Source organism: Microbispora sp. GKU 823 (assembly GCF_002027145.1).
GTDB classification, from domain to species: domain Bacteria; phylum Actinomycetota; class Actinomycetes; order Streptosporangiales; family Streptosporangiaceae; genus Microbispora; species Microbispora siamensis.
This window is the reverse complement of record NZ_MWJN01000025.1, coordinates 70,517-93,394: the sequence shown is the minus strand read 5'-3', so window position 1 is coordinate 93,394 and position 22,878 is coordinate 70,517. Positions and strand designations below refer to the sequence as shown.

General features: G+C 70.6%; 16 protein-coding genes. 10 read left to right on the top strand and 6 right to left on the bottom strand.

Translation table 11 applies throughout. The annotated features are described in order from the left end of the window. Window positions 1–268: 268 nt before the first annotated feature. A complete protein-coding gene (locus B1L11_RS15990; RefSeq protein WP_079315211.1) occupies window positions 269–901 on the bottom strand; it encodes an NAD(P)-dependent oxidoreductase in 633 nt (210 codons plus the stop codon). A gap of 54 nt (window positions 902–955) precedes the next feature. Here B1L11_RS15990 and B1L11_RS15985 point away from each other — a divergent pair, with 54 nt between their 5' ends. Then, a complete protein-coding gene (locus B1L11_RS15985) occupies window positions 956–1,447 on the top strand; it encodes a MarR family winged helix-turn-helix transcriptional regulator (RefSeq protein ID WP_143737302.1) in 492 nt (163 codons plus the stop codon). Here the strand turns inward: B1L11_RS15985 and B1L11_RS15980 are convergent. Further along, window positions 1,444–2,643 carry an MFS transporter gene (locus B1L11_RS15980; RefSeq protein WP_079315210.1) on the bottom strand — a complete coding sequence of 400 codons (1,200 nt, stop codon included), beginning with the start codon at window positions 2,641–2,643 and terminating at the stop codon, window positions 1,444–1,446. The genes B1L11_RS15985 and B1L11_RS15980 overlap by 4 nt on opposite strands. Before the next feature lie 710 nt (window positions 2,644–3,353). Between B1L11_RS15980 and B1L11_RS15975 the strand changes: the two genes are divergently transcribed. From B1L11_RS15975 to B1L11_RS15955, 5 genes are all read left to right on the top strand, one after another. Next, window positions 3,354–4,046 carry a phosphoribosylanthranilate isomerase gene (locus B1L11_RS15975; protein WP_079315209.1) on the top strand — a complete coding sequence of 231 codons (693 nt, stop codon included), beginning with the start codon at window positions 3,354–3,356 and terminating at the stop codon, window positions 4,044–4,046. Further along, complete coding sequence (gene upp, locus B1L11_RS15970) at window positions 4,043–4,714, top strand: uracil phosphoribosyltransferase (RefSeq protein ID WP_079315208.1); 672 nt, start codon at window positions 4,043–4,045, stop codon at window positions 4,712–4,714. The genes B1L11_RS15975 and upp overlap by 4 nt, the downstream gene beginning before the upstream one ends. A 267-nt stretch (window positions 4,715–4,981) precedes the next feature. After that, on the top strand, window positions 4,982–9,079 hold the full coding sequence (locus tag B1L11_RS15965) for an amino acid adenylation domain-containing protein (protein WP_079315207.1): 4,098 nt from the start codon (window positions 4,982–4,984) through the stop codon (window positions 9,077–9,079). 9 nt (window positions 9,080–9,088) lie between these two features. Then, window positions 9,089–10,030 carry a pseudouridine-5'-phosphate glycosidase gene (locus B1L11_RS15960; RefSeq protein ID WP_079315206.1) on the top strand — a complete coding sequence of 314 codons (942 nt, stop codon included), beginning with the start codon at window positions 9,089–9,091 and terminating at the stop codon, window positions 10,028–10,030. Window positions 10,031–10,224: 194 nt separating this feature from the next. After that, window positions 10,225–12,141, top strand: a complete 1,917-nt coding sequence (locus B1L11_RS15955) for an adenylyl cyclase (RefSeq protein ID WP_256862584.1) — start codon at window positions 10,225–10,227, stop codon at window positions 12,139–12,141. On the opposite strand, the gene B1L11_RS15950 is transcribed toward B1L11_RS15955, so the two are convergent. Beyond that, the gene (locus B1L11_RS15950; RefSeq protein ID WP_218671155.1) at window positions 12,142–12,621 is read right to left on the bottom strand and encodes an SRPBCC family protein; all 480 of its coding nucleotides are present in this window, start codon (window positions 12,619–12,621) and stop codon (window positions 12,142–12,144) included. Window positions 12,622–12,718: 97 nt separating this feature from the next. Further along, window positions 12,719–13,354 carry a class F sortase gene (locus B1L11_RS15945; protein WP_079315205.1) on the bottom strand — a complete coding sequence of 212 codons (636 nt, stop codon included), beginning with the start codon at window positions 13,352–13,354 and terminating at the stop codon, window positions 12,719–12,721. 140 nt (window positions 13,355–13,494) lie between these two features. On the opposite strand from B1L11_RS15945, the gene B1L11_RS15940 reads away from it, so the two are divergent. After that, window positions 13,495–14,703, top strand: coding sequence for a glycosyltransferase (locus B1L11_RS15940; protein WP_218671154.1), 1,209 nt, complete (start codon window positions 13,495–13,497; stop codon window positions 14,701–14,703). 2 nt (window positions 14,704–14,705) lie between these two features. Continuing rightward, complete coding sequence (locus B1L11_RS46855) at window positions 14,706–14,870, top strand: hypothetical protein (protein ID WP_179155170.1); 165 nt, start codon at window positions 14,706–14,708, stop codon at window positions 14,868–14,870. On the opposite strand, the gene B1L11_RS15935 is transcribed toward B1L11_RS46855, so the two are convergent. Next, a complete protein-coding gene (locus tag B1L11_RS15935; RefSeq protein WP_079315204.1) occupies window positions 14,848–16,233 on the bottom strand; it encodes an MFS transporter in 1,386 nt (461 codons plus the stop codon). The two genes, B1L11_RS46855 and B1L11_RS15935, sit on opposite strands and share 23 nt — an antisense overlap. Before the next feature lie 164 nt (window positions 16,234–16,397). Here B1L11_RS15935 and B1L11_RS15930 point away from each other — a divergent pair, with 164 nt between their 5' ends. Next, window positions 16,398–20,021 carry a hydantoinase B/oxoprolinase family protein gene (locus tag B1L11_RS15930; RefSeq protein WP_256862583.1) on the top strand — a complete coding sequence of 1,208 codons (3,624 nt, stop codon included), beginning with the start codon at window positions 16,398–16,400 and terminating at the stop codon, window positions 20,019–20,021. Window positions 20,022–20,230: 209 nt separating this feature from the next. On the opposite strand, the gene B1L11_RS15925 is transcribed toward B1L11_RS15930, so the two are convergent. After that, window positions 20,231–20,710 (bottom strand): hypothetical protein, encoded by a 480-nt coding sequence (locus B1L11_RS15925; RefSeq protein ID WP_079315217.1) that lies wholly within the window; start codon window positions 20,708–20,710, stop codon window positions 20,231–20,233. A 316-nt stretch (window positions 20,711–21,026) separates the two neighbouring features. Between B1L11_RS15925 and B1L11_RS15920 the strand changes: the two genes are divergently transcribed. Then, a complete protein-coding gene (locus B1L11_RS15920; protein WP_079315203.1) occupies window positions 21,027–22,469 on the top strand; it encodes a hypothetical protein in 1,443 nt (480 codons plus the stop codon). Window positions 22,470–22,878: the final 409 nt, after the last annotated feature.

Here is a 22,878-nt window from a genome sequence, read left to right as displayed (position 1 = left end):
TGCACGTGCAGCTCCCGCCGGTGCCGCTCCGCCAGCCCCGAGAACGCCGGCTCGCCGACCTCGCCCAGACCGCTCACGCCCAGCTCCTCCAGCCGCGTGTCCGCACCCATCACGTCATCCTTCCGCCTCGTCGTGTCCCTTCGTAGGTGTGACGGGTGCGGGCACGACAACTCAACACCAGGGTCGGTCGGCATGGCCGATCCAGTGACGGATCCGGTGGCGGAGCACGACGCGCGGTGCGCCCGGCCGAGCCGTGGCCTGCCGGAAGTCAGTACGCGACGGTGAAACGGGTCCGGTGGTGGCGCGGTTGTTCGGCCTCGTCCAGCAACGCCACCGCGAGGTCCTCGATCGAGATCCGGGATTCGCCGTCGGCGTCGACCACCAGCTCGTCGCCGCCCACCCGGTACAGGCCGGTCCGCTCCCCGGGGACGAGCAGGTCGGCCGGGCTCAGGTAGGCCCAGTCCACGACGGTGTTCGCCCGGCAGGCCTCCAGTTGCTCGACGCACGCCGCCGCGATCGGCAGCAGGAAGGACGGATAGCCCGGCCGGTCCATCAGGCGGCCGCCGCCCTCGACGGTGAGGCTGCCCGCGCCGCCGACGAGCAGCAGGCGTACGCCGGTCTTGGCGCACGCCGTGAGCAGCGTGGTGGCGACCGTGACCAGTTGGCTCTCGTCGCCGGGCGCCGGGCAGGTCGCGGTGATCACCAGGTCCTGCCCGGTGGTCAGCGCGACGACGTCGTCCACGTCGGTCGCGTCGCCGACGCGGACGCGCGCCTCGCCGGGCAGTCCGGCGAGCCGCACCGGATTGCGGGCCACGCCGGTCACCTCGTGTCCGCGGGACACGGCCTCGGCGACGACGCGTCTGCCCACGTTCCCGGTCGCCCCGAACACTGTGATGCGCATGCCTCTGCTTCTTCCTCTCGATTTCGGGGGTGCCGCGGGCGGTAACCTTGCGGTGTGCCCGATCATGTGGACCACGTCCTGCGGCAGTGGGCCGACGCCCGCCCTGACCTGGACGTGTCCCCGATGGCGGTCTTCGGCCGGCTGTCGAGGCTGACGCAGCTCGTCAACAACGAGCTGCGCCGCACCTTCGCCGAGCACGACCTGGACCCCTCGTCGTTCGATGTCCTGGCCACCCTCCGCCGCGGCGGCCGGCAGGCCCCGGCGGAGCTGATGCGCTCGGCCATGATCACTTCAGGGGCGGTCACCCAGCGCCTCGACCGGCTGGAGGCGCGGGGCCTGGTGACGCGGACGCCCAGTGACGTCGACGGCCGTGGTGTCCACGTCGATCTGACCGACGCCGGTCGCGAGCTCATCGACCGGGCGCTGCCCGACCACGTGGACACCGAACGGCGCCTGCTCGCCGGGCTCACCCCCGCCCAGCGGGAGAACCTGGCCGAGACCCTCAGGCAACTGCTGCTGTCACTGGGCGACGAGCGGGCGTCCTAGACCCGCTCGACCCGCCTGGTGCCGAACACCACCAGCGACGTCAGGACCACGAGTCCCGCCGCGACCCACAGCACGCCGGTCACGGCGACCGCCCCGACGATGAGGCTGGCGAACAGCGCTCCCAGCGCGATCGCCAGGTTGAACATGCAGGTGTTCAGCCCGGTGGCGGCCTCGACGCCCTGCGGCGCCGCCTTGATGATCCAGGTCTGCACGCTCACCGGCAGGCCGCCGAACGCGAACCCCCACGCGATCAACAGGATCGACCCGGTGACCGCGTTGCCGCCGAGGAACGGGAACGCCGCCAGGATGACCGCGAGCGCGACGCTGACCGCGACGATGGTGCCGCGGACGTTGCGGCCCGCCCAGGAGCCGGCGATGAGGTTGCCGGCCATCCCGGCCACGCCGTACGCCAGCAGCAGCGGGCCGACGAACGCCGCGCCGACCCCGGAGACGTCCTGCAGGATCGGGCTGACGAACGTGAAGGCGCCGTAGTGCCCGGACACCAGCAGGAAGGTGGCGAGGACGCCGACCCGGACGGCGGGCGTGCGCAGTTGCTCGCCCAGCGTGCGCAGCCGTACGGGCTCGGACGCCGGCATCTTCGGCAGCAGCACGGCCAGCGCGATCACCAGCAGGAGCGCGACCGCGGCGACCACGCCGAACGCGACGCGCCAGCCGGTGAGCTCGCCGACGAGCGTGCCCGCGGGGACACCGAGGACGTTGGCGGCCATGGCGCCGAAGAAGATCAACGAAGTGGCCTTCGCGACGTGTGCCTCGGGGACGAGCCGGACGCCGAGGCCCCCGGCGAGCGCCCAGAACCCGCCGATGCTGACGCCCACGAACAGCCGGGCCACCATCAGCACGGCGTACGACGGGGTCACCGCGGACACGACGTTGGCCACCAGCGCCAGCAGGATCAGGCCGAGCAGGACCACCCGCCGGTCCAGCCCCCGGATCGCCACCGGCAGCAGCGGTGCGGTGACGGCGGCGACCAGGCCGGACACGGTCACCATCAGGCCGACTTCGCCGTCGGAGACGTGCAGGCCGCCGCCGATGGCGGTGAGCAGGCCCATGGGCAGGTTCTCGACGGTCACCACCAGGAAGGTCCCCAGTGCGACGGCGATCACCGCGAGCCAGTTCTTGAGGGGGACGCGATCCGGTTTGCCGGTCCCGGCGGAGACGGACTCGATGACTGTCATCTGGTTCCTCCTGTGCGCGTGGGCCCGGTCGGGCAGGCGAGAACTGACGTCGTACGTCGGTCGGGTCGTGCTCTGGTGCCGATCGGCCCCGGCGGCCGCAGACGAGCGGCAGGCGAAGTCGCTTAGTACTAAGAGAGATTACCTTAGTGCTAAGCGATTGGCCAGACGGGAGGCTGGCCGGGTTCGAGACGCGCGGGCCGGTGGCGGCACCCGGGCGGCGTGAGCGGGCGCGAGACGGCGCCCCGGGGGGCCGGGCACCGCACCGGCGAATCGTCCGGGGAAAGCGATTGCTCGTGGTGCATTCTCACCACCGCCGTTTCTCGCGCGTGCTCGTCGGGGCACTTGGAAACGGAGGCTAGTTCCGCGTTTCCCGGCGGGTCAACGAGAGCCGCGCACGACTCGGGACGGGCCGTTTCCCGATAGGGGTCATGTGGGGTTGCCGGCCGTCTCTTCCATGCTCGCGCCGGGGGCACCCGAAAAGTCCAAAGGTGCCCTGGATCGTCCTGACATGCTGTGGGGCCGCTAGGGGTTGTGGGAAAAGCCCGCCGACGCGAATTCTGAATAGGCCTCGCAGGCCCGGAGTATTCGCGCCGCTGCGAATTCCCTCTCTAATGGCCGCACTGTCGCGGGCTGTTCAATGCCATGTTCATGGCCGTTTGCAATTCGTTTCCGACCGAGGCCGCTCAGGCCGGTTCGAAAGGCGGGTCAACATGCAGGGACTGATTCAGGTGGCCGGTGTCATCGACCAGGCCGAGGCGGACCTGATCCGCGAGGAAGGCGCGGACTGGCTCGGCTTCGCCTTGCGGCTGCCGGCGAAGAACGAGGACCTGTCCGAGGAGGACGCCGCGGCGATCGTCAAGGAGATCCAGCCGGAGCACAGGGGCGTCGTCATCACCTACCTGACCGACGCCGAGGAGATCAAGGAATTCTGCGAGCAGCTGGGCGTCACCGCGATCCAGCTGCACGGCGACGTGACGGCCGAGGAACTGCGGAAGCTGCGGCGGATCGCCCCCGACCTGTACGTGCTCAAGAGCCTCGTGGTCAAGCAGGACAACCTCGACGAGCTGACCGCGATCGTGGACGAGGCGGCCGAGTGGGTCGACATGTTCATCACCGACACCTTCAACCCGGCCACCGGTGCCAAGGGTGCCACCGGACTGCTGCACGACTGGTCGATCAGCGCCGAACTGGTGCGGATCTCGCCCAAGCCGCTGATGCTCGCCGGCGGGCTGAACCCGGACAACGTCGCAGCCGCGATCACCGAGGTCCGCCCGGCCGCGGTCGACGCGCACACCGGCCTGGAGGACCCGGTGACCCGCCGCAAGGACCGGCTGAAGGTGCGCAAGTTCGTCCAGGAGGCCCGCAGGGCCTTCGCCCAGCTGGAGGCGGGTGAGAAGGCATGACCATCACTACGGCGCAGGCCACCGGCACCGTACATCTGCTGCCGCAGACCAGGCAGCTGCGGGCGCTGCACACGGTCATCCGCGACCGGGACGCCGACCTGGGGCGCTTCGTCACCACGTCGGGCCGGATCATCCGCCAGCTCATCGAGACGGCCCTGGACCTCCTGCCGTTCGAGCCGTTCGACGTGCAGACCCCGGTGGGGCGCACCTACCACGGCCTGCGGCCGGCCCTGCCGATCTGCGGGGTGTCCGTCCTGCGCGCCGGGGAGAGCATGGAGTCCGAGCTGCGGGCGATGGCGCCGGGAGTGCGGATCGGCAAGATCCTCATCCAGCGCGACAAGGTGACGAAGCTGCCGCGGCTGTACTACTCCGCGCTGCCCGCGGACATCGACCGCAGGAGCGTGCTGCTGCTGGACCCGATGCTGGCCACCGGCGGGACCGCGCTGGCCGCCGTCGAGGTGCTGCTCGACCACGGGGTCGCGGAGGACGACATCGTCTTCGTCACCCTGCTGTCGGCGCCGGAGGGCATCGACGCGGTCCACGCGCGTCACCCGAACCTGCGGATCGTCACCTCGGCCATCGAGGAACGGCTGAACGAGAACGCCTACATGATCCCCGGCATCGGCGACTTCGGCGACCGGTACTTCGGTACGGACATCACCCGCTGACATCCTCCCCTCCCCGAGGGGAGGGGACTCCAACCGTCGCCGGTCGGATCTTCCTGCCGCACCGGCGGCACAGCCCCCGGGACGAACCCACCCCAGGGTTTCACGTGGCCTCCACAGGCTTCACCTCCCGACGGCCCGGCGGTAGGCCCGACCGGCTTGCGGCGCAGCCCAGGCCGGTCACCCCGCGGGGGAGCGCGGGAAACGGGTGGCGGCGCCGAGGGCCGCGGTTTCCCAGTAACCCTTGTCCGCCCATCGCAGGGGGAGGAAATGATCACCACTCCAGTCGCTGAAGCGAGGCGGGAATCACCCGAGGACACCTGTCTTCCCGATCTGCTCGACGCCCAGGCCCGGTCGCGCCCGGACGCCACGGCGGTCGTCTGCGGAGAGCGGCGGCTGACCTTCCGCGAACTCGCGGAGGGCGGCGCGGCCCTCGGCCGGCACCTGCGGGAGCTCGGCGTGGACCTCGACGAATGTGTGGGGCTCTTCGTCGAGCCGTCGATCGACCTGATGGTCGGCGTGTGGGGAATCCTGCGGGCCGGCGGCGCCTACCTGCCGCTGTCCCCCGAATACCCGGAAGAGCGCCTGCGCTACATGATCGAGGACGCCGGCGTGCGGGTCGTCGTCACGCAGGACGAGCTCGTGGGCAGGCTGACCGAGCTGGCGCCCGCCGGGACGCGGATCGTCACCCTGAAGGACGCGGAACGGTTCGCGGATTCGCCCGGAGGCGACCGGCACCCCGATCGCCACCTGGGCCTGCGTCCCGGCAACCTCGCGTACGTCATCTACACCTCCGGCAGCACCGGCAAGCCGAAGGGTGTGATGATCGAGCACCGCAGCATCGTCAGCCAGATGCGGTGGCTGCGGGCCGCCTACGGGATCGACCAGGACAAGGTCATCGTGCAGAAGACGCCGATGAGCTTCGACGCGGCGCAGTGGGAGATCCTCGCGCCGGTCTGCGGCTCCGTGGTCGTCGTGGGCCCGCCCGGGGTCTACCGGGACGCCGAGCGGCTGGTCGAGGTCATCAGGACGCACGACGTCACCACGCTGCAGTGCGTTCCGACGCTGCTGACGGCGCTGCTGGATACCGAGGAACTGCAGAGCTGCACGTCGCTCACGCAGGTCTTCACCGGCGGCGAGGTCCTGTCCAAGACGCTCGCGACGAGCTTCCTCGACGCCATGCCCGGGTGCGCGCTGGTCAACCTGTACGGCCCCACCGAGTGCACGATCAACTCGTCGGCCTACACGGTGATCCCGGCGACCGTCGACGAGGGCCCGAACGCGATCTCGATCGGGGCGCCGGTCGATCACACCGACTACCACATCCTCGACCTGGCCGGGGCGCCGGTGGCCGTCGGCGAGATCGGCGAGCTGTTCATCGGAGGCGTCCAGGTCGCCCGCGGCTACCTGCACAGACCCGAGCTGACCGCCGAGCGGTTCGTGGACAACCCGCTCGGCGAGGGCAGGCTGTTCAAGACCGGCGACCTCGCGTACTGGAACGCCGACGGCACCGTCCAGTTCGTCGGCCGCGCGGACAACCAGGTCAAGTTGCGCGGGTTCCGGGTCGAGCTGGACGAGATCAAGCTGGCCATCGAGACCCACGACTGGGTCAAGCACGCCGCGGTCATCGTCAAGAACGACCCGCGCACCGGGTTCCAGAACCTGATCGCCTGCGTGGAGCTGAATCCCAAGGAAGCGGCGCTGATGGACCAGGGCAACCACGGCGCCCACCACCAGTCCAAGGCGAGCAGGCTCCAGGTCAGGACGCAGTTGTCCAACCCCGGCGTCCGGGACGCCGCGGAGCTCGACGGCAGGCCGGTGATCGACCTGCCGGGCAAGCAGGCGACCGCGCGGCAACGCGGCCTGGCGTTCGCCCGCAAGACCTACCGGTTCTACGAGGGCGGGGAGCTCGGCCGGGGCGACATCCTGAAGCTGCTGGCCAGGAAGACCGAGGGCGCGCGTTCCCGCGGCCTCGGCACCGTCGGCCTGGAGGAGCTCGGCGAGATCCTGCGCTACTTCGGCCAGCACCTCAGCGAGGAGCGCCTGCTGCCGAAGTACGCGTACGCCTCGCCGGGGGCGTTGTACGCGACCCAGCTCTACCTGGAGATCAACGGGATCGGCGGCCTGCGGCCGGGCTTCTACTACCACCACCCCGTGCACCACCGGCTCGTGCTGATCGGGCCGGCCGCCGGGGGAGCGGAGCCGCGGGTGAGGCTGCACTTCGTCGGCAAGAAGCGGGCGATAGAGCCGGTCTACAAGAACAACATCCGCGAGGTCCTGGAGATCGAGACCGGCCACATGGTCGGTTTGTTCGAAGAGGTGCTGCCCGAGTACGGCCTGGACATCAGGGCCCTGGAGTACGCGCCGGCCACGAAGGACCACCTGGACTGCGCCGCCGAGGACTACTACCTCGGCACGTTCGAGCTGGTTCCGTACGCCGGGCCGCGCCAGGACGAGGTCGACCTCTACGTCCAGGCGCACCCCGGGAAGATCGCGGACCTGCGGGCGGGCCAGTACGCCTACGAGAACGGCCGGCTGCGGCTGATCTCCGACGAGCTCATCCTCAAGAAGCAGGTCATCGCGATCAACCAGGCGGTCTACGACCGGTCGAGCCTCGGCATCTCGGTGATCAGCAGGAACGACGAGGACTGGCTGCGCTACATCGACCTGGGACGCACGCTGCAGCACCTGTCGATGAACGACGTGAACATCGGGTTCATGTCGTCCGGATACAGCTCGAAGTCCGGCGACGACCTGCCCTCGGCGCGCCGGATCGACGGCATCCTCCGCGAGCTCGGCCGGCCCACCGGCCCGTCCTACTTCTTCATCGGTGGCCGCGTGAGCGACGAGCAGCGGCTGAGCGAGGGGATGAAGGAGGACTCGGTCCACATGAAGGGACCGGCGGAGATGATCAGGGACGACCTGATCAACTTCCTGCCGGACTACATGATCCCCAACAAGGTCGTCGTGCTGGACCGGCTCCCGTTCACGGCGAACGGGAAGATCGACGTCAAGGGGCTGGCCGAGTCCGACGCGACGAACGTGGACAACGCCGACCGGCCGTACGTCGCGCCGCGGACCACGACCGAGCGCCGGATCGCCGAGCTGTGGAAGAAGGCGATGAAGCGGGAGACCGTCTCGGTGCAGGACGACTTCTTCGCCTCCGGCGGCAACTCGCTCATCGCCGTGGGGCTGATCAACAAGATCAACCGGGAGTTCTGCGGCTCGCTGCCCCTCCAGGTGCTGTTCGAGTGCCCCACGATCGAGAAGCTCGCCCGGCGGGTCGACGGACGCGAGTCCGAGGCGTGCTCCCGGCTCGTGCCGTTGCAGCGGGAGGGCGCGGGCCGGCCCGTCTACTGCTGGCCCGGCCTCGGCGGCTACACGATGAACCTGCGCACGCTGGCCGCCAGGATGGGCGCCACCCAGCCCTTCTACGGGATCCAGGCGTACGGGATCAACCCCGAGGAGATCCCGTACGCGACCATCGGCGAGATGGCGGCCGAGGACGTCAAGGCGATCCAGCGGCTGCAACCGTCGGGTCCGTACACGCTGTGGGGATACTCGTTCGGCGCGCGCGTCGCGTTCGAGGCCGCCTACCAGCTTGAGCAGGCCGGCGAGCGGGTGGAGCACCTGTTCCTGATCGCGCCGGGCTCGCCGAAGGTCCACCTGGCGGGCACGTCCGAGCACGAGCGCGAGGCCGGCTTCGGCAACAAGGCGTACGTGACGATCCTCTTCTCGGTCTTCGCCGGCACGATCACCGGGCCGCTGCTGGAGCGGTGCCTGGCCGAGGCCGTGGACGAGGAGAGCTTCGCCGCCTTCGTCCACCGCCACTTCCCCGACCTGGACATCGACCTCGTACGCCGGATCATGCGGGTGGTGGGGGAGACCTTCGAGTTCAGCTACACCTTCCGCGAGCTGGCCCGGCGGCGGATCGACGCGCCGATCACCATCTTCAAGGCCAGGGGCGACGACTACTCGTTCCTGGAGAACAGCAGCGGCTATTCGGCGACGGCCCCGGTCGTCGTCGACCTGGAAGCCGATCACTACGGCCTGCTCAGGGATCCGGAGATCGACGAGCTGGTCGAAGCCATCAGGGATCGTCTCGGGACCCACCGTAAGGAGATCATCATGCCGCACGTCAGCATCAAGCACTTCCCGGTCCCCCTCACCGAGCAGCAGCACTCCGACCTGGTCGCCGCGGTGACCAAGGCGATGACGAGCGCCTTCGGCTGCGAGGAGGGCTCGGTGTCGATCATCCTGGAGCCGGTCGCGAAGGAGCTGTGGGACGAGAAGGTCTACATCCCGGAGATCCTCAACCAGAAGCACAAGCTGAACAAGCTGCCGAACTACGGCCCGGCCGCGAACTGAGGGGCGACGATGACCCGGGAGCATGGGCGCGTCCCGCTGGTGTACAGCGAGGAGGTCGCGGACGCACTCGCCGAGGGCCGGCCGGTGGTGGCGCTGGAGTCGAACGTCATCACCCACGGCCTGCGTTATCCGGACAACGCCGCGACCGCGCGGAAGGTCGAGGACGCGGTCCGCGCGGGCGGTGCCGTCCCGGCCACGATCTGCGTCGAGGGCGGGCGGATCAAGGTCGGCATGACCGACGAGGACGTCGAGCGGTTCGCCTCGACCTCCGGAATCCCCAAGGTCAGCAGCCGGGACCTGCCGGTGATCCTGGCCCAGGGCGGGCTCGGCGCGCTGACGGTGGCGAGCTCGGTGGTGGCGGCCGAACTGGCCGGCATCCCGTTCTTCTCGTCGGCCGGCATCGGCGGCGTGCACCGGGGCGCGGAGAAGACGATGGACGTCTCCTCCGATCTGATCCAGTTCACCCGGTCGAAGGTGGCCGTCGTCTGCGCCGGGGCCAAGAGCATCCTCGACCTGAACCTGACGATGGAGTATCTGGAGACCCACTGCGTGCCGGTGGTGTCGTACCGGTCGGACGACTTCCCCGCGTTCTACTGCGTCTCCAGCGGCATCCGCAGCCCGCAGCGGCTGGACGACGAGCGGGTGATCGCGCGGGCGGTGGAGAACCACTGGGCGCTGGGCAACAACAGCTCGTTCCTGATCACCACGCCGGTGCGGGAGGAGGACGCGATCGACGCGTCCGAGGTGGACGCCGCCATCGCCGGTGCGATGGCCGCCGCCGAGCGGGACGGCGTCCGCGGCAACGCGATCACCAAGTATCTGATGCGCGCGGTGGACGTGGCCACCGAGGGCCGGTCGTCCAGGGCGAACATGTCCGTGCTCATCAGCACGGCCGAGGTCGGCGGCCGTCTGGCCGCGGCGCACGCCGAGTTCGTCAGGGAGACCGCCTGATCCGAGCGCTGGACCGCCCCGGAGCCACTGCCCGCTCCGGGGCGGTTCGGCGTCTCGGAGTGAAATCAAGGGATGGCGCCGGGGCCGGTTCGCGCGGTACAAACGTCCCACGCATTTTTTTCAGGGCTTGATACAAGGCGGGCTCGCGAGAGAGCGCTCTCTCGGCTGCGTACGCAGCGGAAAGGACGAACCGTATGACGACCCAGACTCCTGACACTGGGAGTCCCACCAGGCGGCGCTCCGGCCGCTGGCTGATCGGCCGGGCGTTCACGTTCGGTCTCGTGCTCACGACCGCCGTCGTGACGGCGGGAACGACGGCCGCCACCGCCGCCGCACCGGCCCCGGCCTCCGCGAACCACGGGAATCACGGAGGAGCCCCCGACCTCGGGCCCAACGTCACCGTCTTCGACCCGAGCATGCCGGTCGACCAGATCCAGGCGACCCTGGACGCGGCGCACTCGGCGCAGGTCGACAACGAGATGGGCACTGAGCGCCACGCCTACCTCTTCAAGCCCGGCACGTACGGCACCGCCGAGCACCCGCTCCAGATCAAGGTCGGCTACTACACCGAGATCGCCGGCCTGGGCGCCTCGCCCACCGACGTCGTCATCAACGGCAAGGTCGAGGTCTACAACCGCTGCCTGGAGAACAACGGCACCGGCAACTGCCTCGCGCTCGTCAACTTCTGGCGCACGCTGTCGAACCTGTCGATCAACATCAACGCGGCGGGCCAGGACGGCTGCCGCCAGTCGGCGAACTTCTGGGCCGTCTCGCAGGCGGTCTCCATGCGCCGCCTCAACGTCAGCGGCGGCACCCTGTCGCTGATGGACTACTGCACCGCAGGCCCGCAGTACGCCAGCGGCGGCTTCATCGCCGACTCCCGGCTGCCGTCCGTCACGAACGGTTCCCAGCAGCAGTGGCTGACCCGCAACACCGAGGTCGCCGGGTGGTCCAACGCCGTGTGGAACCAGGTCTTCTCGGGCGTCGTCGGCGCGCCGGACGAGTCCGGCTTCCCGAACCCGCCCTACACCACGCTGGAGAACACCCCCGTCAGCCGGGAGAAGCCCTACCTGTACGCCGACGCGCAGGGCGGAATCAACGTCCGCGTGCCCGCCGCCAGGAAGAACACGCGCGGCGTCTCGTGGGCGAACGGCATGACGCCGGGCCGCACGCTGCCGCTGTCGGACTTCTACGTCGCGAAGCCGTCCGACTCGGTGCAGGCCATCAACAGCCAGCTCGCGCGCGGCAAGAACCTGCTGCTCACGCCCGGCGTGTACGACATCGCACGGAGCATCGAGGTCAAGCGCCCGGACACCGTTGTCCTCGGGCTCGGGCACGCCACCCTCACCGCCGTACGCGGCGCGGTCCCGCTCGACGTCGCCGACGTCCCCGGCGTGGTCGTCGCGGGAGTCACCGTCGACGCGGGCCTCCAGAAGTCCCCCGCCCTGCTGCGGGTGGGCGGCAGGCACGGCGGCCACCGGACCTCGGCGGACAACCCGACGACGCTGTCCGACGTGTACTTCCGGGTCGGCGGGCCGCACGTCGGCAAGACCGAGACCGCGCTCGAGGTCGACAGCGACAACGTGCTCATCGACCACACCTGGGTGTGGCGCGCCGACCACGGTGTCGAGGGCTTCACCGACACGCAGCGCTGGAACACCAACATCGGCCGCTACGGCGCCGTCATCAACGGCGACCACGTGACGGCGACCGGCCTGTTCGTCGAGCACTTCCAGCGCTACAACACGGTCTGGAACGGCGAGGACGGCACGACGATCCTCTACCAGAACGAGCTGCCGTACGACCCGCCCACGCAGGCCGACTGGATGAACGGCTCCGTGGAGGGCTACGCCGGCTACAAGGTCGGCGACCGCGTGAAGAGGCACAACCTCTACGGCGCGGGCGTCTACGTCTTCAACCAGAACAACCCGCAGATCCACACCGAGAACGGCTTCGAGGTCCCGCAGACCCCGGGCGTGAGGCTGCACCACATCATGACGGTCAACCTCAGCGCCGGGACGATCGACCATGTCGTCAACGGCGTCGGCGACGCGGCCGACACGACCAAGGTCGGCGCGCCGCAGTACGTCACGGACTACCCGGCCCGGTAGTCACCGCGTGGGCCGGGGTCCCCGGACTCCGGCCCACCGTCGGCAGAACCGCTCACACATCCTCGCCGGACTCGCAGCGCCGTTTGAGGCTCTCCGCCTCCGTGCGTACGTACCTGCGGGTCGGCCGCCGACCAGCAGGCTCATCAGCGGCGCCAGCGGTCCGGACTGGTCGATCCCGAGCAGGACGGAGACTCCGCCCTCTCGGGGCGTGAGCACGTGCGTCCCGATCGTGGTGACGCCCCCGCCGGTCGCTTGCCAGGCGAAGGACCTGCCGTCGGTGAACTCGTTGACCTGCCAGACCATCGGGGGAAGCCCCGGCTGCTTGATCCTGAACCGGCCGCCGAGGCCGAGCGGGCCGTCGCCGAGGGGCTCGACCGTGGTCATGGTGGGGGTGAACTCGGGCCATCTGACGACGTCCGTCATGACCCGCCAGACCCGATCCGCGGAGGCGTCGATGTCGACGCCGGTCTCGAACCGCATGCCCGCGCTCCCTTTTCGTCTCCGACCCGGATGGCCCGGCGGCCCATTTCAGAGCCGCGGACGCCCTCACGATGATGCAGCCGTCCCGTACGGTTGATCAACGGGCCTGCGGGCGGCGTACGGCGACGAGGTGGGCGTAGACGATGACGTTGTCGCGGTAGTGGCCACTGGCGGTGTCGAAGGCTCCGCCGCAGGTGATGAGGCGCAGGCCGGGGAACTTCACCATCCCGTAGACCTTGCGGGTGGGGAAGCGGTCCTTCGGCACGCTCTCCAGGGAGTCCACCTCGAAGACCACCTGGGTGTGGTCCTTCCTGGAGATCCGCACCGTGTCGCCCGGCCGCAGGTCCCCGAGCCGGAAGAAGACGCCGGGTCCCTTCTTCGAGTCGACGTGACCGGCGATGACCGCGGGACCGGGTGAGCCCGGTGACGGACCGAGGCGGTACCACCCGGCCTCGTCGACCCTGTCCAGGGGCGGGACCTCCAGCGTCCCGTCCGGATTCTTGCCCAGCGTCATCAGTGTGGTCCGCACCCCGATCTTCGGAATCTCCAGCATGACCGGCGGTGACGACGACAGGGCGCGGGCGGTGGCCTTCGGATTCGCCTGGGGGGTGGAGGCGCTGACGGGAGGCGCGGGCGGCGCCGCTTGGGGGTCGCCGGAGCGCCCGGCGGCGACCGCGACGGCGACGGCGACCGCGGACAGGCCCAGGAGGACGGCGACGGCGGCCCTGCCCATTTCAGTCCCGTTCTCGTGCTGAAATCTGCTAGAGCATCCTATGTCGCTTTGATGTCAACCAGTCACTCCCATCACGCGTGTAACTTCTTGGAAGAAGTCACCACAATGCGGCGGTTTGCTGGGAGCTGGACGGTTTTCAAGTGGTTCAGTCGGAAACTCTGCCCAGGCCGCCGGAGACCGGGCGCGGTGGACACACCGTCACGCCGGTCCACCCGGGCAACCCCGCGGGGGCCGGTACGGGCCGTCACCGGGCCGCGAAGGGCGCCGACGGCAAGCGGGACCTCCCGGAGGTCGACCCCGCGCGCATGCACGTCATCGTGCTGGTCCCCGCGCACAACGAAGAGGACCAGATCGCCGAGACGATGATGTCGCTGCACGGCCAGCGGCGCAGGCCCAACCGCGTCATCGTGATCGCGGACAACTGCACCGACAGGACCGCGGACATCGCACGCGCGCACGGCGCCGAGGTGATCAGGACGGTCGGGAACCGCCACAAGAAGGCGGGCGCGCTCAACCAGGTGCTCGAAGTCCTGCTGCCCCAGCTGGGGTCCCGGCACGCCGTGCTGGTCATGGACGCGGACTCGGCGCTCGATCCCGGTTTCATCCACCACGCCGTCCTCCGGCTGGCCACCGGCGAGCTGGCCGCGGTGGGAGGCACCTTCACCGGCAAGCCGGGCGGCGGCCTGGTGGGCATGTTCCAGCGCAACGAGTACGCGCGCTACGCCCGGGACGTGCGGCGGCTGCGCGGAAAGGCGCTGGTGCTCACCGGGACGGCGACGCTTTTTCGCGCGCTCGCGCTCAAGGAGGTCGTGAGGGCCCGCCGCAGCGGCCGGCTCCCCGGCCGCGACCAGGTGTACGACGTGCGCGTCCTGACCGAGGACAATGAGCTCACCCTGGCGCTGCTGCACCTGAGGTTCCGCATCCTGTGTCCCGCGGAGTGCACGCTCACCACCGAGGTCATGGAGACCTGGAAGGACCTGTTCAAGCAGCGGCTGCGGTGGAAGCGGGGGGCGCTGGAGAACCTCACCGACTACGGCTGGACGCGGGTCACGTTGCCCTACTGGGGCCGTCAGCTCCTGTCGCTGATCGGGATCATTGTGATCTTCGCGTACCTGGGCGCCACGGCCTGGTCGATCGCGGTCACGGGCACGCTCACCTTCCATCCGCTCTGGGTGGCGGTCACCGGCGTCTTCATGGTCGAGCGGATCGTGACCGTACGGAGCAGGGGCGGCAGGCAGATGGCCGTCGCCGCCCTGCTGTTCGTCGAAATGATCTTCGATGTCTTCCTGCAGATCGCACAGGCGAAAGCCTTCTGGGACGCCGCGTGGCGTCGGGAAAGGAAATGGTGAACATGTACAACAACCCACCCATCGGGGGCGTCGCGGCGGGCTTCGGCGGTGCGGCGCTGACCGCCCCGTTCGTGGGCTGGAACGCGCTCTGGATCGCCCTGGGCCTGTTCACGCTGGTCTCGGCCGCGGTGGCGGTCAAGCGGATCATCCCGAAGCGGGAGTCCTGACCGCCGGCGGGAGGCCCCTCTCGTCGTCGTGACGAGGGGGCTTCTCCCGAACCGGATCAGGGCCGGACGGCCTGCGCGCGGTGCCCGTCGTCCCCCGCTTCGTTCGCGGTCGCCCGGCGTCGGCGGAGGGCGGGACCGCCGTCGCGACGGCGGGCACCAGGATGATCGCCGCCGCGACGTTGACCGCGCGGAAACCGCCGGCGGCGAGGATCGGCCCGGCCAGCGCGGCCGCCGCGGCGCCCGCGTAGTTCATGCCGGCGTCGGTGGCGCCCTGCAGCGGCACTCGGACGTGGTCCGCGGCGGTGCCGGCGAGCAGCGCCGACGCGGAGATCATCGACGCCGACCAGCCGACGCCGAGCACGATCAGCGCGAGCGCGGTGAGGGCGCTGCCCTCCGAGGCGGACGCGGCCACGAAGCCGAGCACGACGGCCGCCGCGAGCATCAGCATCCCGGCGCACGCCGTGCGGACCGCGCCGAGCCGGTCGGCCAGCCACCCGAAGACCGGGCTGAGGGCGTACATGCCGAGCACGTGCAGGCTGATCACCACGCCCACGAGCTGCAGTGACATCCCGTGGTGCTGCATGTGCAGCGGCGTCATCACCATGACCATGACCATCGTCGCGTGCGCCACCGCGATGAGCACGACCGCGAACCGCGCCGCGGGGTCGCCCGCCGCCCAGCGCAGTGCCGCCACCGCTCCCACCGTCCGGCGGCTCTCGTCCGCCTCGCCGTCCGCCGGCGCGGGCGACCGTACGGCCGGCGCGGACGACCGTACGGCGGGCCGGAGGAACACCGCCACCACCGCGCCCGCCAGGGCGAAGGCCACGATCGAGAACACGTAGGGGCCGGCGAGGCCGGGCAGCCCGAGCCACCGGCCGAACCGGTCGGCGACCTCGCTGAGGTTGGGGCCGGCCACGGACCCGATCGTGGTCGCCCAGATGACGATCGACATCGTCCTGGCTCGGGCGCCCGGGGCCGCACCGTCCGCGGCGGCGTACCGGGACTGCAGGTTCACCGCCTGCCCGACGCCGAACATGGCCAGCCCGGCCAGCAGCACGGCGAGTTGTGCGACGACGGCGGCCGTGACGATCAGCACGCCGCCGAACACGGCGATCGCGTACCCGAGAGCGAGCGAACGGCGCCGCCCGTGCCGGGCCGCGACCCCGGCAAGCGGCACCGCGGCGACCGCCGCGCCGAGCACGCTCGCGGCCTGGCCGAGCCCCGCGACGGACGTGCCGCCCAGCCGCTCCAGGAGCAGCCCGCCGACCGCGATGCCGGAGGCGACCGCGACGCCGCCGAGCAGGTTGCCGGTGACGAGGGTGCCGATGCCCCCACTGCGCTCCACGCTGGGCACGGACGTCACTGCCGGAACCACCTTTCCTCACACCGTTCCGGTGTGATCCGGAAAACGGCACTCGATCATATGTCGGGCATGAGGTGATATGTCGCCCTATTAAGGCCGGGGCGCGCGGCCCTGATACAAGGGATGTACGGGCGTGCGGAGGGGGGTCCCATGCCTGGAGACCGGTGGCAGTTCTGGGTGGACGCGGCGGGACGTTCACCGACGTCGTCGCCCGGCGCCCGGACGGGCGGCTGGTGACACGCAAGCTCCTGTCGGAGAACCCGGCGCGCTATCCCGACGCGGCGGTGGCGGGCATCCGCGCCCTGCTGGGCGTCCAGGCGGGCGAGCCGATCCCGGTCGAGCGGATCGAGTCGGTGCGGATGGGCACCACGGTCGCCACCAACGCCCTGCTGGAACGCCGGGGCGAGCGCACGGCGCTGGTGATCACCAAGGGGTTCGGCGACGCGCTGCGCATCGGCTACCAGAACCGGCCGCGCATCTTCGACCGGCGGATCGTGCTGCCGGAGATGCTGTACGAGCGCGTGGCCGAGGTGGACGAGCGGATCACCGCCGACGGCACGGTGCTCCGGCCGCCCGACCTCGAAGGGCTCGCGCCGGAGCTGCGGCGGCTGCGCGAGGAGGGCGTACACGCGGTCGCGGTGGTCTGCCTGCACAGCCACCTGCACCCGGCCCACGAACGGGCGATCGGGAGCCTGGCCAGGCGCACCGGCTTCGCCCAGGTGTCGTGCTCCAGCGAGGTCAGCCCGCTGATGAAGCTGGTGCCGCGCGGGGACACCACCGTGGCCGACGCCTACCTCTCGCCCGTCCTGCGCCGGTATGTCGAGACGGTGGCCCGGCAACTGCCCGGCGTACGGCTGATGTTCATGCAGTCGAACGGCGGGCTGGCGGAGGCCGGGCACTTCCGCGGCAAGGACGCGATCCTGTCCGGCCCGGCCGGCGGCATCGTCGGCATGGCGCGCATGTCCCGGCTGGCCGGGTTCGACAAGGTGATCGGCTTCGACATGGGCGGCACCTCGACCGACGTGTCCCACTACACCGGCGCGTACGAGCGGGTCGTCCAGACCCAGGTGGCCGGCGTACGGCTGTCCGCGCCGATGATCGCCATCCACACGGTGGCGGCGGGCGGCGGGTCGGTCCTGCGTTTCGACGGCGGCCGCTACCGGGTCGGCCCGGACTCCGCGGGGGCCGACCCCGGCCCGGCCTGCTACCGCAACGGCGGCCCGCTGTGCCTCACCGACGCCAACGTGATGCTCGGCCGCGTCCAGCCCGGCCACTTCCCCGAGGTCTTCGGCCCGCACGGCGACCTGCCGCTGGACATCGGCGAGGTGCGGCGGCGGTTCACCGAGGCGGCCGCGGACATCCGCGCGCGGACCGGCGACGAGCGCGACCCCGAGCAGGTCGCCGAGGGCTACCTGCGGGTCGCGGTCGAGAACATCGCCAACGCGATCAAGCAGATATCCGTGCGGAAGGGCCGTGACGTCACGGAATACACCCTCACCACGTTCGGCGGCGCCGGAGGGCAGCACGCCTGCGCGGTGGCCGACGCGCTCGGCATCCGCACCGTGCTGGTGCCGCCGATGGCGGGCGTGCTGTCCGCCCTGGGCATCGGGCTGGCCGACACCACCGTGATGCGGGAGCAGTCGGTCGAGGTCCGGCTGGAGCCCGCCGCGGCGCGGCGCCTGGCCGGTCTCGCCGACGCCCTGGAGGCGGCGGCCCGCCGCGAACTGCTGGACGAGCTGCTGGAGGAGGGGGTGCCGGACGGGCGGATCCGGGTGACTCGGCGGGTGCGGCTGCGCTACGACGGCACCGACACGCCGCTGCCGGTGGACCTGGCCGGGACAGATGCGATGGTGACCGCGTTCGAGACCGCCCACCTGCGGACGTACTCCTTCCTCATGGACCGGCCGCTGGTCGCGGAGGCGGTCTCCGTCGAGGCGGTGGGCCTGACCGAGCAGCCCGACCTCTCGGGCCTCGCCTCCGGATCCGGCGCCGCCTCCGAAGACGCCGAGGGGCGGCCGGTGGACACCGTACGGATGTACGCGGGCGGCGCGTGGCGCGAGGTGCCGCTCTACCGGCGGGAACGGCTGCGCCCCGGCGACACGCTCGGCGGCCCGGCGATCGTGGCCGAGGCCGACGCGACCACCGTGGTCGACGATGGCTGGCGGGCCGGGGTGACGCCGTACGGACACCTGGTCCTGGAGCGGGTGCGGGCGCGCCCCCGGGGCACCGGCGTGACCACCGAGGCCGACCCCGTGATGCTGGAGGTCTTCAACAACCTCTTCACGTCCGTCGCGGAGCAGATGGGCGCCCGGCTGGGGTCCACCGCGCAGTCGGTGAACATCCGGGAGCGGCTCGACTTCTCCTGCGCGCTGTTCGACTCCGGCGGCGATCTCATCGCCAACGCGCCGCACATCCCGGTGCACCTCGGGTCGATGGGCGCGAGCGTCAAGGAGGTGGTCCGCCGCAGGGGCGGCGGGATGCGGCCGGGCGACGTGTACGCGATCAACGACCCCTACCACGGCGGCACCCACCTGCCGGACATCACGGTCGTCACCCCCGTCTTCGACGGCGCGGGCCGGGAGATCCTGTTCTTCGTGGCCTCCCGCGGCCACCACGCGGAGATCGGCGGGCTGACGCCCGGCTCGATGCCCGCCGGAAGCAGGAGCGTCCACGAGGAGGGCGTGCTGTTCGACTGCCGCCTGCTGGCGGACCGCGACGGCCTGCGCGAGAAGGAGACGTGGCGGCTGCTCACCGAGGGGCCGTACCCGTCCAGGGACCCCGCGACCAACCTGGCCGACCTGCGCGCGCAGATCGCTGCGAACGCCAAGGGCGTCGAGGAGGTCGGCGCGATGATCGGCCACTTCGGCCTCGATGTCGTGCGGGCCTACATGCGGCACGTGCAGGACAACGCCGAGAGCGCGGTCCGCGCGGTGATCGACGCCCTCAGCGAGGGCCGCTACCGCTACGAGACGGACTCCGGCGCCGTGATCTCGGTGCGCGTCTCGGTGGACCGCGCCCGCCGCGCCGCGACGATCGACTTCACCGGCACCTCGCCCCAGCTCGACGGCAACCTCAACGCGCCGTCGGCCGTGGTCACCGCCGCCGTGCTGTACGTCTTCCGCACCCTGGTGGCCGACGAGATCCCGCTCAACGACGGCTGCCTGCGGCCCCTGCGCATCGTCGTGCCGGAGGGGTCGATGCTGGCCCCGGCGTACCCCGCGGCCGTGGTCGCCGGCAACGTCGAGACCTCGCAGGCCGTCACCGGCGCGATCTACGCCGCGCTGGGCGTCCAGGCCGAGGGGTCGGGGACGATGAACAACGTCAGTTTCGGCGACGAACGGCGCCAGTACTACGAGACCGTCGCCTCGGGGTCTGGGGCGGGGGACGGGTTCGACGGGGCGGCGGCGGTGCAGACCCACATGACGAACTCCCGGCTGACCGACCCCGAGGTGCTGGAGTGGCGGTTCCCCGTGCTGCTCGAGGAGTTCGCCATACGGCGCGGCAGCGGCGGCGCCGGACGGTGGCGCGGCGGGGACGGGGCGGTGCGCCGCATCCGGTTCCGCGAGCCGATGACGGTCAGCGTGCTGTCGGGCCACCGCCGCGTGCCGCCGTACGGCATGGCCGGCGGCGCCCCCGGCGCTCTGGGCGTCAACCGGGTGCGGCGCGCGGACGGAGGCGTCGTCCACCTCGCGGGATGCGACTCGGTCCGGGTCGAACCGGGCGACGTGCTGGAAATCGAGACACCCGGCGGCGGGGGATACGGCCCGCCGGACGGCGGTTCCGCCTGAGACGGCTCCGCCCTCCTCGGCCTTCGCGGCGAGGAGGGCGGGCTTCCAGCGGTTTCGCCGTTACCACACCGGGCGGCTTTTTCTGGCGATGAGCCGCGGGGTTTGCGCCTGACATGGTCGGCGCTTGCTCAGAAGTCTCTCATTCGGCTCACAAACGCTGCATTCGGTCGCGTGCAAGACACCTCCATGGTCGGATCAAGGATCCGGCGTCAGCGGCGGTCTCCCGTCGTGCCCTCGGGCAGCGTGTCCGCGAGGTAGGCGTCGAGGTCGGGCTGATCGGGGGCGAGCATGTGCCGCACCCACGCGTCGCGTTCGTGCAGGATCGGCGGCAGCTCCCAGACACAGCCGATGAGCGGGCGTTCCGGCCGGACGAAGTGGGTGGGATCCCGGTCGGGGCAGCCCAGCGCGGGCTGACCGGCCACCGCGTTGCCGTAGTGCAGGGCGTTGTCCCAAGCCCAGGTGTAGGCGTTGACGTAGGCCCCGTCGTCCCCGCCCCTGTGCAGGACGACGAAGGCGGCCGGGGGTGTGCCGTCGGGTTCGGGCAGCAACTCGGGCAGGACGGCGTACGCCGCCTTCTCGATCTCGGGGTCGATCCCGGCCGGGTCGGCGGTGACGTGGTAGCGCTTGACGTGGTAGCCGCTCACCTCGATCGGTGGCGGCACGAAGAGCAGTTTCTCCGCGAAAGCCATGACGGAACGGTAGGACCGCTTCACTGACACCTTCTGGCAGTGGAATCCTGGTGCTGCCCGCACGTCCCGGCCACTGCCGATCTCCTGTTGCCGCCGCCGCTCTGGAGGCCGCCTCCGCGGACCCAATGAAAAAGCGGCCGTAATTGCGGCGGGTCCGATAAAAGGCGATACCAACTCCGCGAGCGCCCTGACAGGGTGCGCTTCGAGTTCTATCCTTGACGGCGTCACTGACAAGATTCTCGCGATTGCGGGAGAAGAAGTGCCCAAGACCACGCGTACGCCGCGAAGGGAGAAAGCGCGAAGCGAGGGCGCGCGAGTGGACGGGCTTCGTGATCCGGATGTCGAGACCTTCGTCGGCGCGATGGGGACGCGCATCCGCGCGGACGCCGAGACGGTCGGAGTCGACCTCCGGACCCTGGAGATCCAGGTAAGACTGCACCTGCCCCGGTTGAGCAGGCCGGCCATCGCCGGCTGGTCTCCGGACAAGGTGTACGAGGAGATACGGCTGCAGGCCGTCGTCCGGGCGGCCCAGGTGCGCCAGTCCGCCGAGGACGCGGCGTACCAGGCCCATGCCTCCGTCCTCCTCAACGTGAACAAGGCGCACCGCGACCTGAGCCTGTCGTTCGGCGACGGCTACCACACCAGCCTGCGCTTCGCCGAGGTCATGCCCGGCGTCGGCCATCTGGTCCAGTCGAGACTGCACTACCTGCACAGTGAGAGGGCCGACACCGTCCTCCAGTTCGGGCTCTTCCTGCCGGGCGCGACGATGCCGATCACGTACGTCGCCTTCTCGCGATGCGACCGCCAGTACGTCCTGGACGCGCTCACCGGGCACGGGCTGGACGTGAATCCGGACCGGATAATGGTCCTGACAAGAATGCACGGGCTGGCGGGAATTCCGGCGAACCTCATGAGCCTGACGATCGCCCGCGCGGTCCGGGAGATCAGGGCGGAAAACGCCGCGGATTATGTCATAACGGCATACAATCCCATGCTCGGTTTCGACGGCACATCATTCCTCGCGTCGGGATTCAGGCCGATCGCCCTGTCGCCCGTGGCCTACCGCTACGACGACAAAGGCCTTTTCCAGACGCGCCGGATGTCCGGGGAGTCGATGCCGCAACTCCTGGACACCCCGGACAACGTGCTCATGGTCCTCGGCGCCACCTCCGCCGCGAAGCGGAGCGTCGGCGCGATCGAGGGCCTGATCAGGGTGTCGCGCCGGACCCACTCGGGCGGCGACCACGTGAGACCCGTCAAGGCCGACTTCACCTCGCCGCAGTGGACGGAGCGCCTGCTCGGCTACCGCCGCATGCTGGAGTCCTGCTGGTCGGATCGCACGGTGCATCCGCGATATCAGGAGTCGCCGGTCGCCGCGGGCGACCCCCGGGGCCAGTGCGGCGTCACCTCCGTCTGGCTCGCCCGCAGGCTCCGCACCGACCTGCTGCTCGAACCCGTCTACTGCTACGGGCGGCTGCGGGTCGGCCGCGACGACGCCGAGGACGTCAGCCACCACTGCTGGGTCGAGATCGGCCCGGCCCACGACCCCCGGCGGTTCGTCATCGACCTGACCGGCGACCAGTCGGACGGCGTACGCGAGCCGATCATCCTCGGTGAGCACCGGGCGCTGGCGGACCGTGGGCTGCGGTACGAGACCGCGGCGAGCCTGCGCCTCGACGAACTGCCGAGGGACCGGGTGTGGCCGCGCTTCCTCGCGCTCGACGACCGCCTGCGTGGCGTGGAAGAGGGGCGGACATGACCGCGGACATGACCGGGGTGCGGCCCTCGGTGCTGCTGCTTTCGTCCGACAGCAGGCGGAGGTACGCGGAGGACGTCCTGAGGGCGCTGGCCCTGCCCAGAGGGGCGATCATCCAGTTCCGGTACGAGACCGACTACGTGGCGGGCGCCCTGCAACAGGCGATCGCGAACGGCTCCGCCGTCGGCCGGCGGTGCCTCGTGGCCTTCCTGGCCGACCGGGAGTCGCCCGACGCGGAGCCGTTCGTCGTGCCCGTGCGCTTCGCCACGGTCGTGACGACCGCCTGCGTGGCCGACATGGCCGTGTTCCGGCTGCGGGTGGACGACTACGCGAACCTGGAGGAGTTCCCGCTGACCGAGGCGGAGATCAGGGCCAAGGGCGGCTGGTTCGTGGACAGGCTGGCGGAGGCCAA

Coding starts and splice junctions, on each gene's coding strand:
- B1L11_RS15990 (WP_079315211.1), bottom strand. CDS start 901: ATGCGCATCACAGTGTTCGGGGCGACCGGGAACGTGGGCAGACGCGTC.
- B1L11_RS15980 (WP_079315210.1), bottom strand. CDS start 2,643: ATGACAGTCATCGAGTCCGTCTCCGCCGGGACCGGCAAACCGGATCGC.
- B1L11_RS15975 (WP_079315209.1), top strand. CDS start 3,354: ATGCAGGGACTGATTCAGGTGGCCGGTGTCATCGACCAGGCCGAGGCG.
- upp (WP_079315208.1), top strand. CDS start 4,043: ATGACCATCACTACGGCGCAGGCCACCGGCACCGTACATCTGCTGCCG.
- B1L11_RS15965 (WP_079315207.1), top strand. CDS start 4,982: ATGATCACCACTCCAGTCGCTGAAGCGAGGCGGGAATCACCCGAGGAC.
- B1L11_RS15960 (WP_079315206.1), top strand. CDS start 9,089: ATGACCCGGGAGCATGGGCGCGTCCCGCTGGTGTACAGCGAGGAGGTC.
- B1L11_RS15955 (WP_256862584.1), top strand. CDS start 10,225: ATGACGACCCAGACTCCTGACACTGGGAGTCCCACCAGGCGGCGCTCC.
- B1L11_RS15950 (WP_218671155.1), bottom strand. CDS start 12,621: ATGCGGTTCGAGACCGGCGTCGACATCGACGCCTCCGCGGATCGGGTC.
- B1L11_RS15945 (WP_079315205.1), bottom strand. CDS start 13,354: ATGGGCAGGGCCGCCGTCGCCGTCCTCCTGGGCCTGTCCGCGGTCGCC.
- B1L11_RS46855 (WP_179155170.1), top strand. CDS start 14,706: ATGTACAACAACCCACCCATCGGGGGCGTCGCGGCGGGCTTCGGCGGT.
- B1L11_RS15925 (WP_079315217.1), bottom strand. CDS start 20,710: ATGGCTTTCGCGGAGAAACTGCTCTTCGTGCCGCCACCGATCGAGGTG.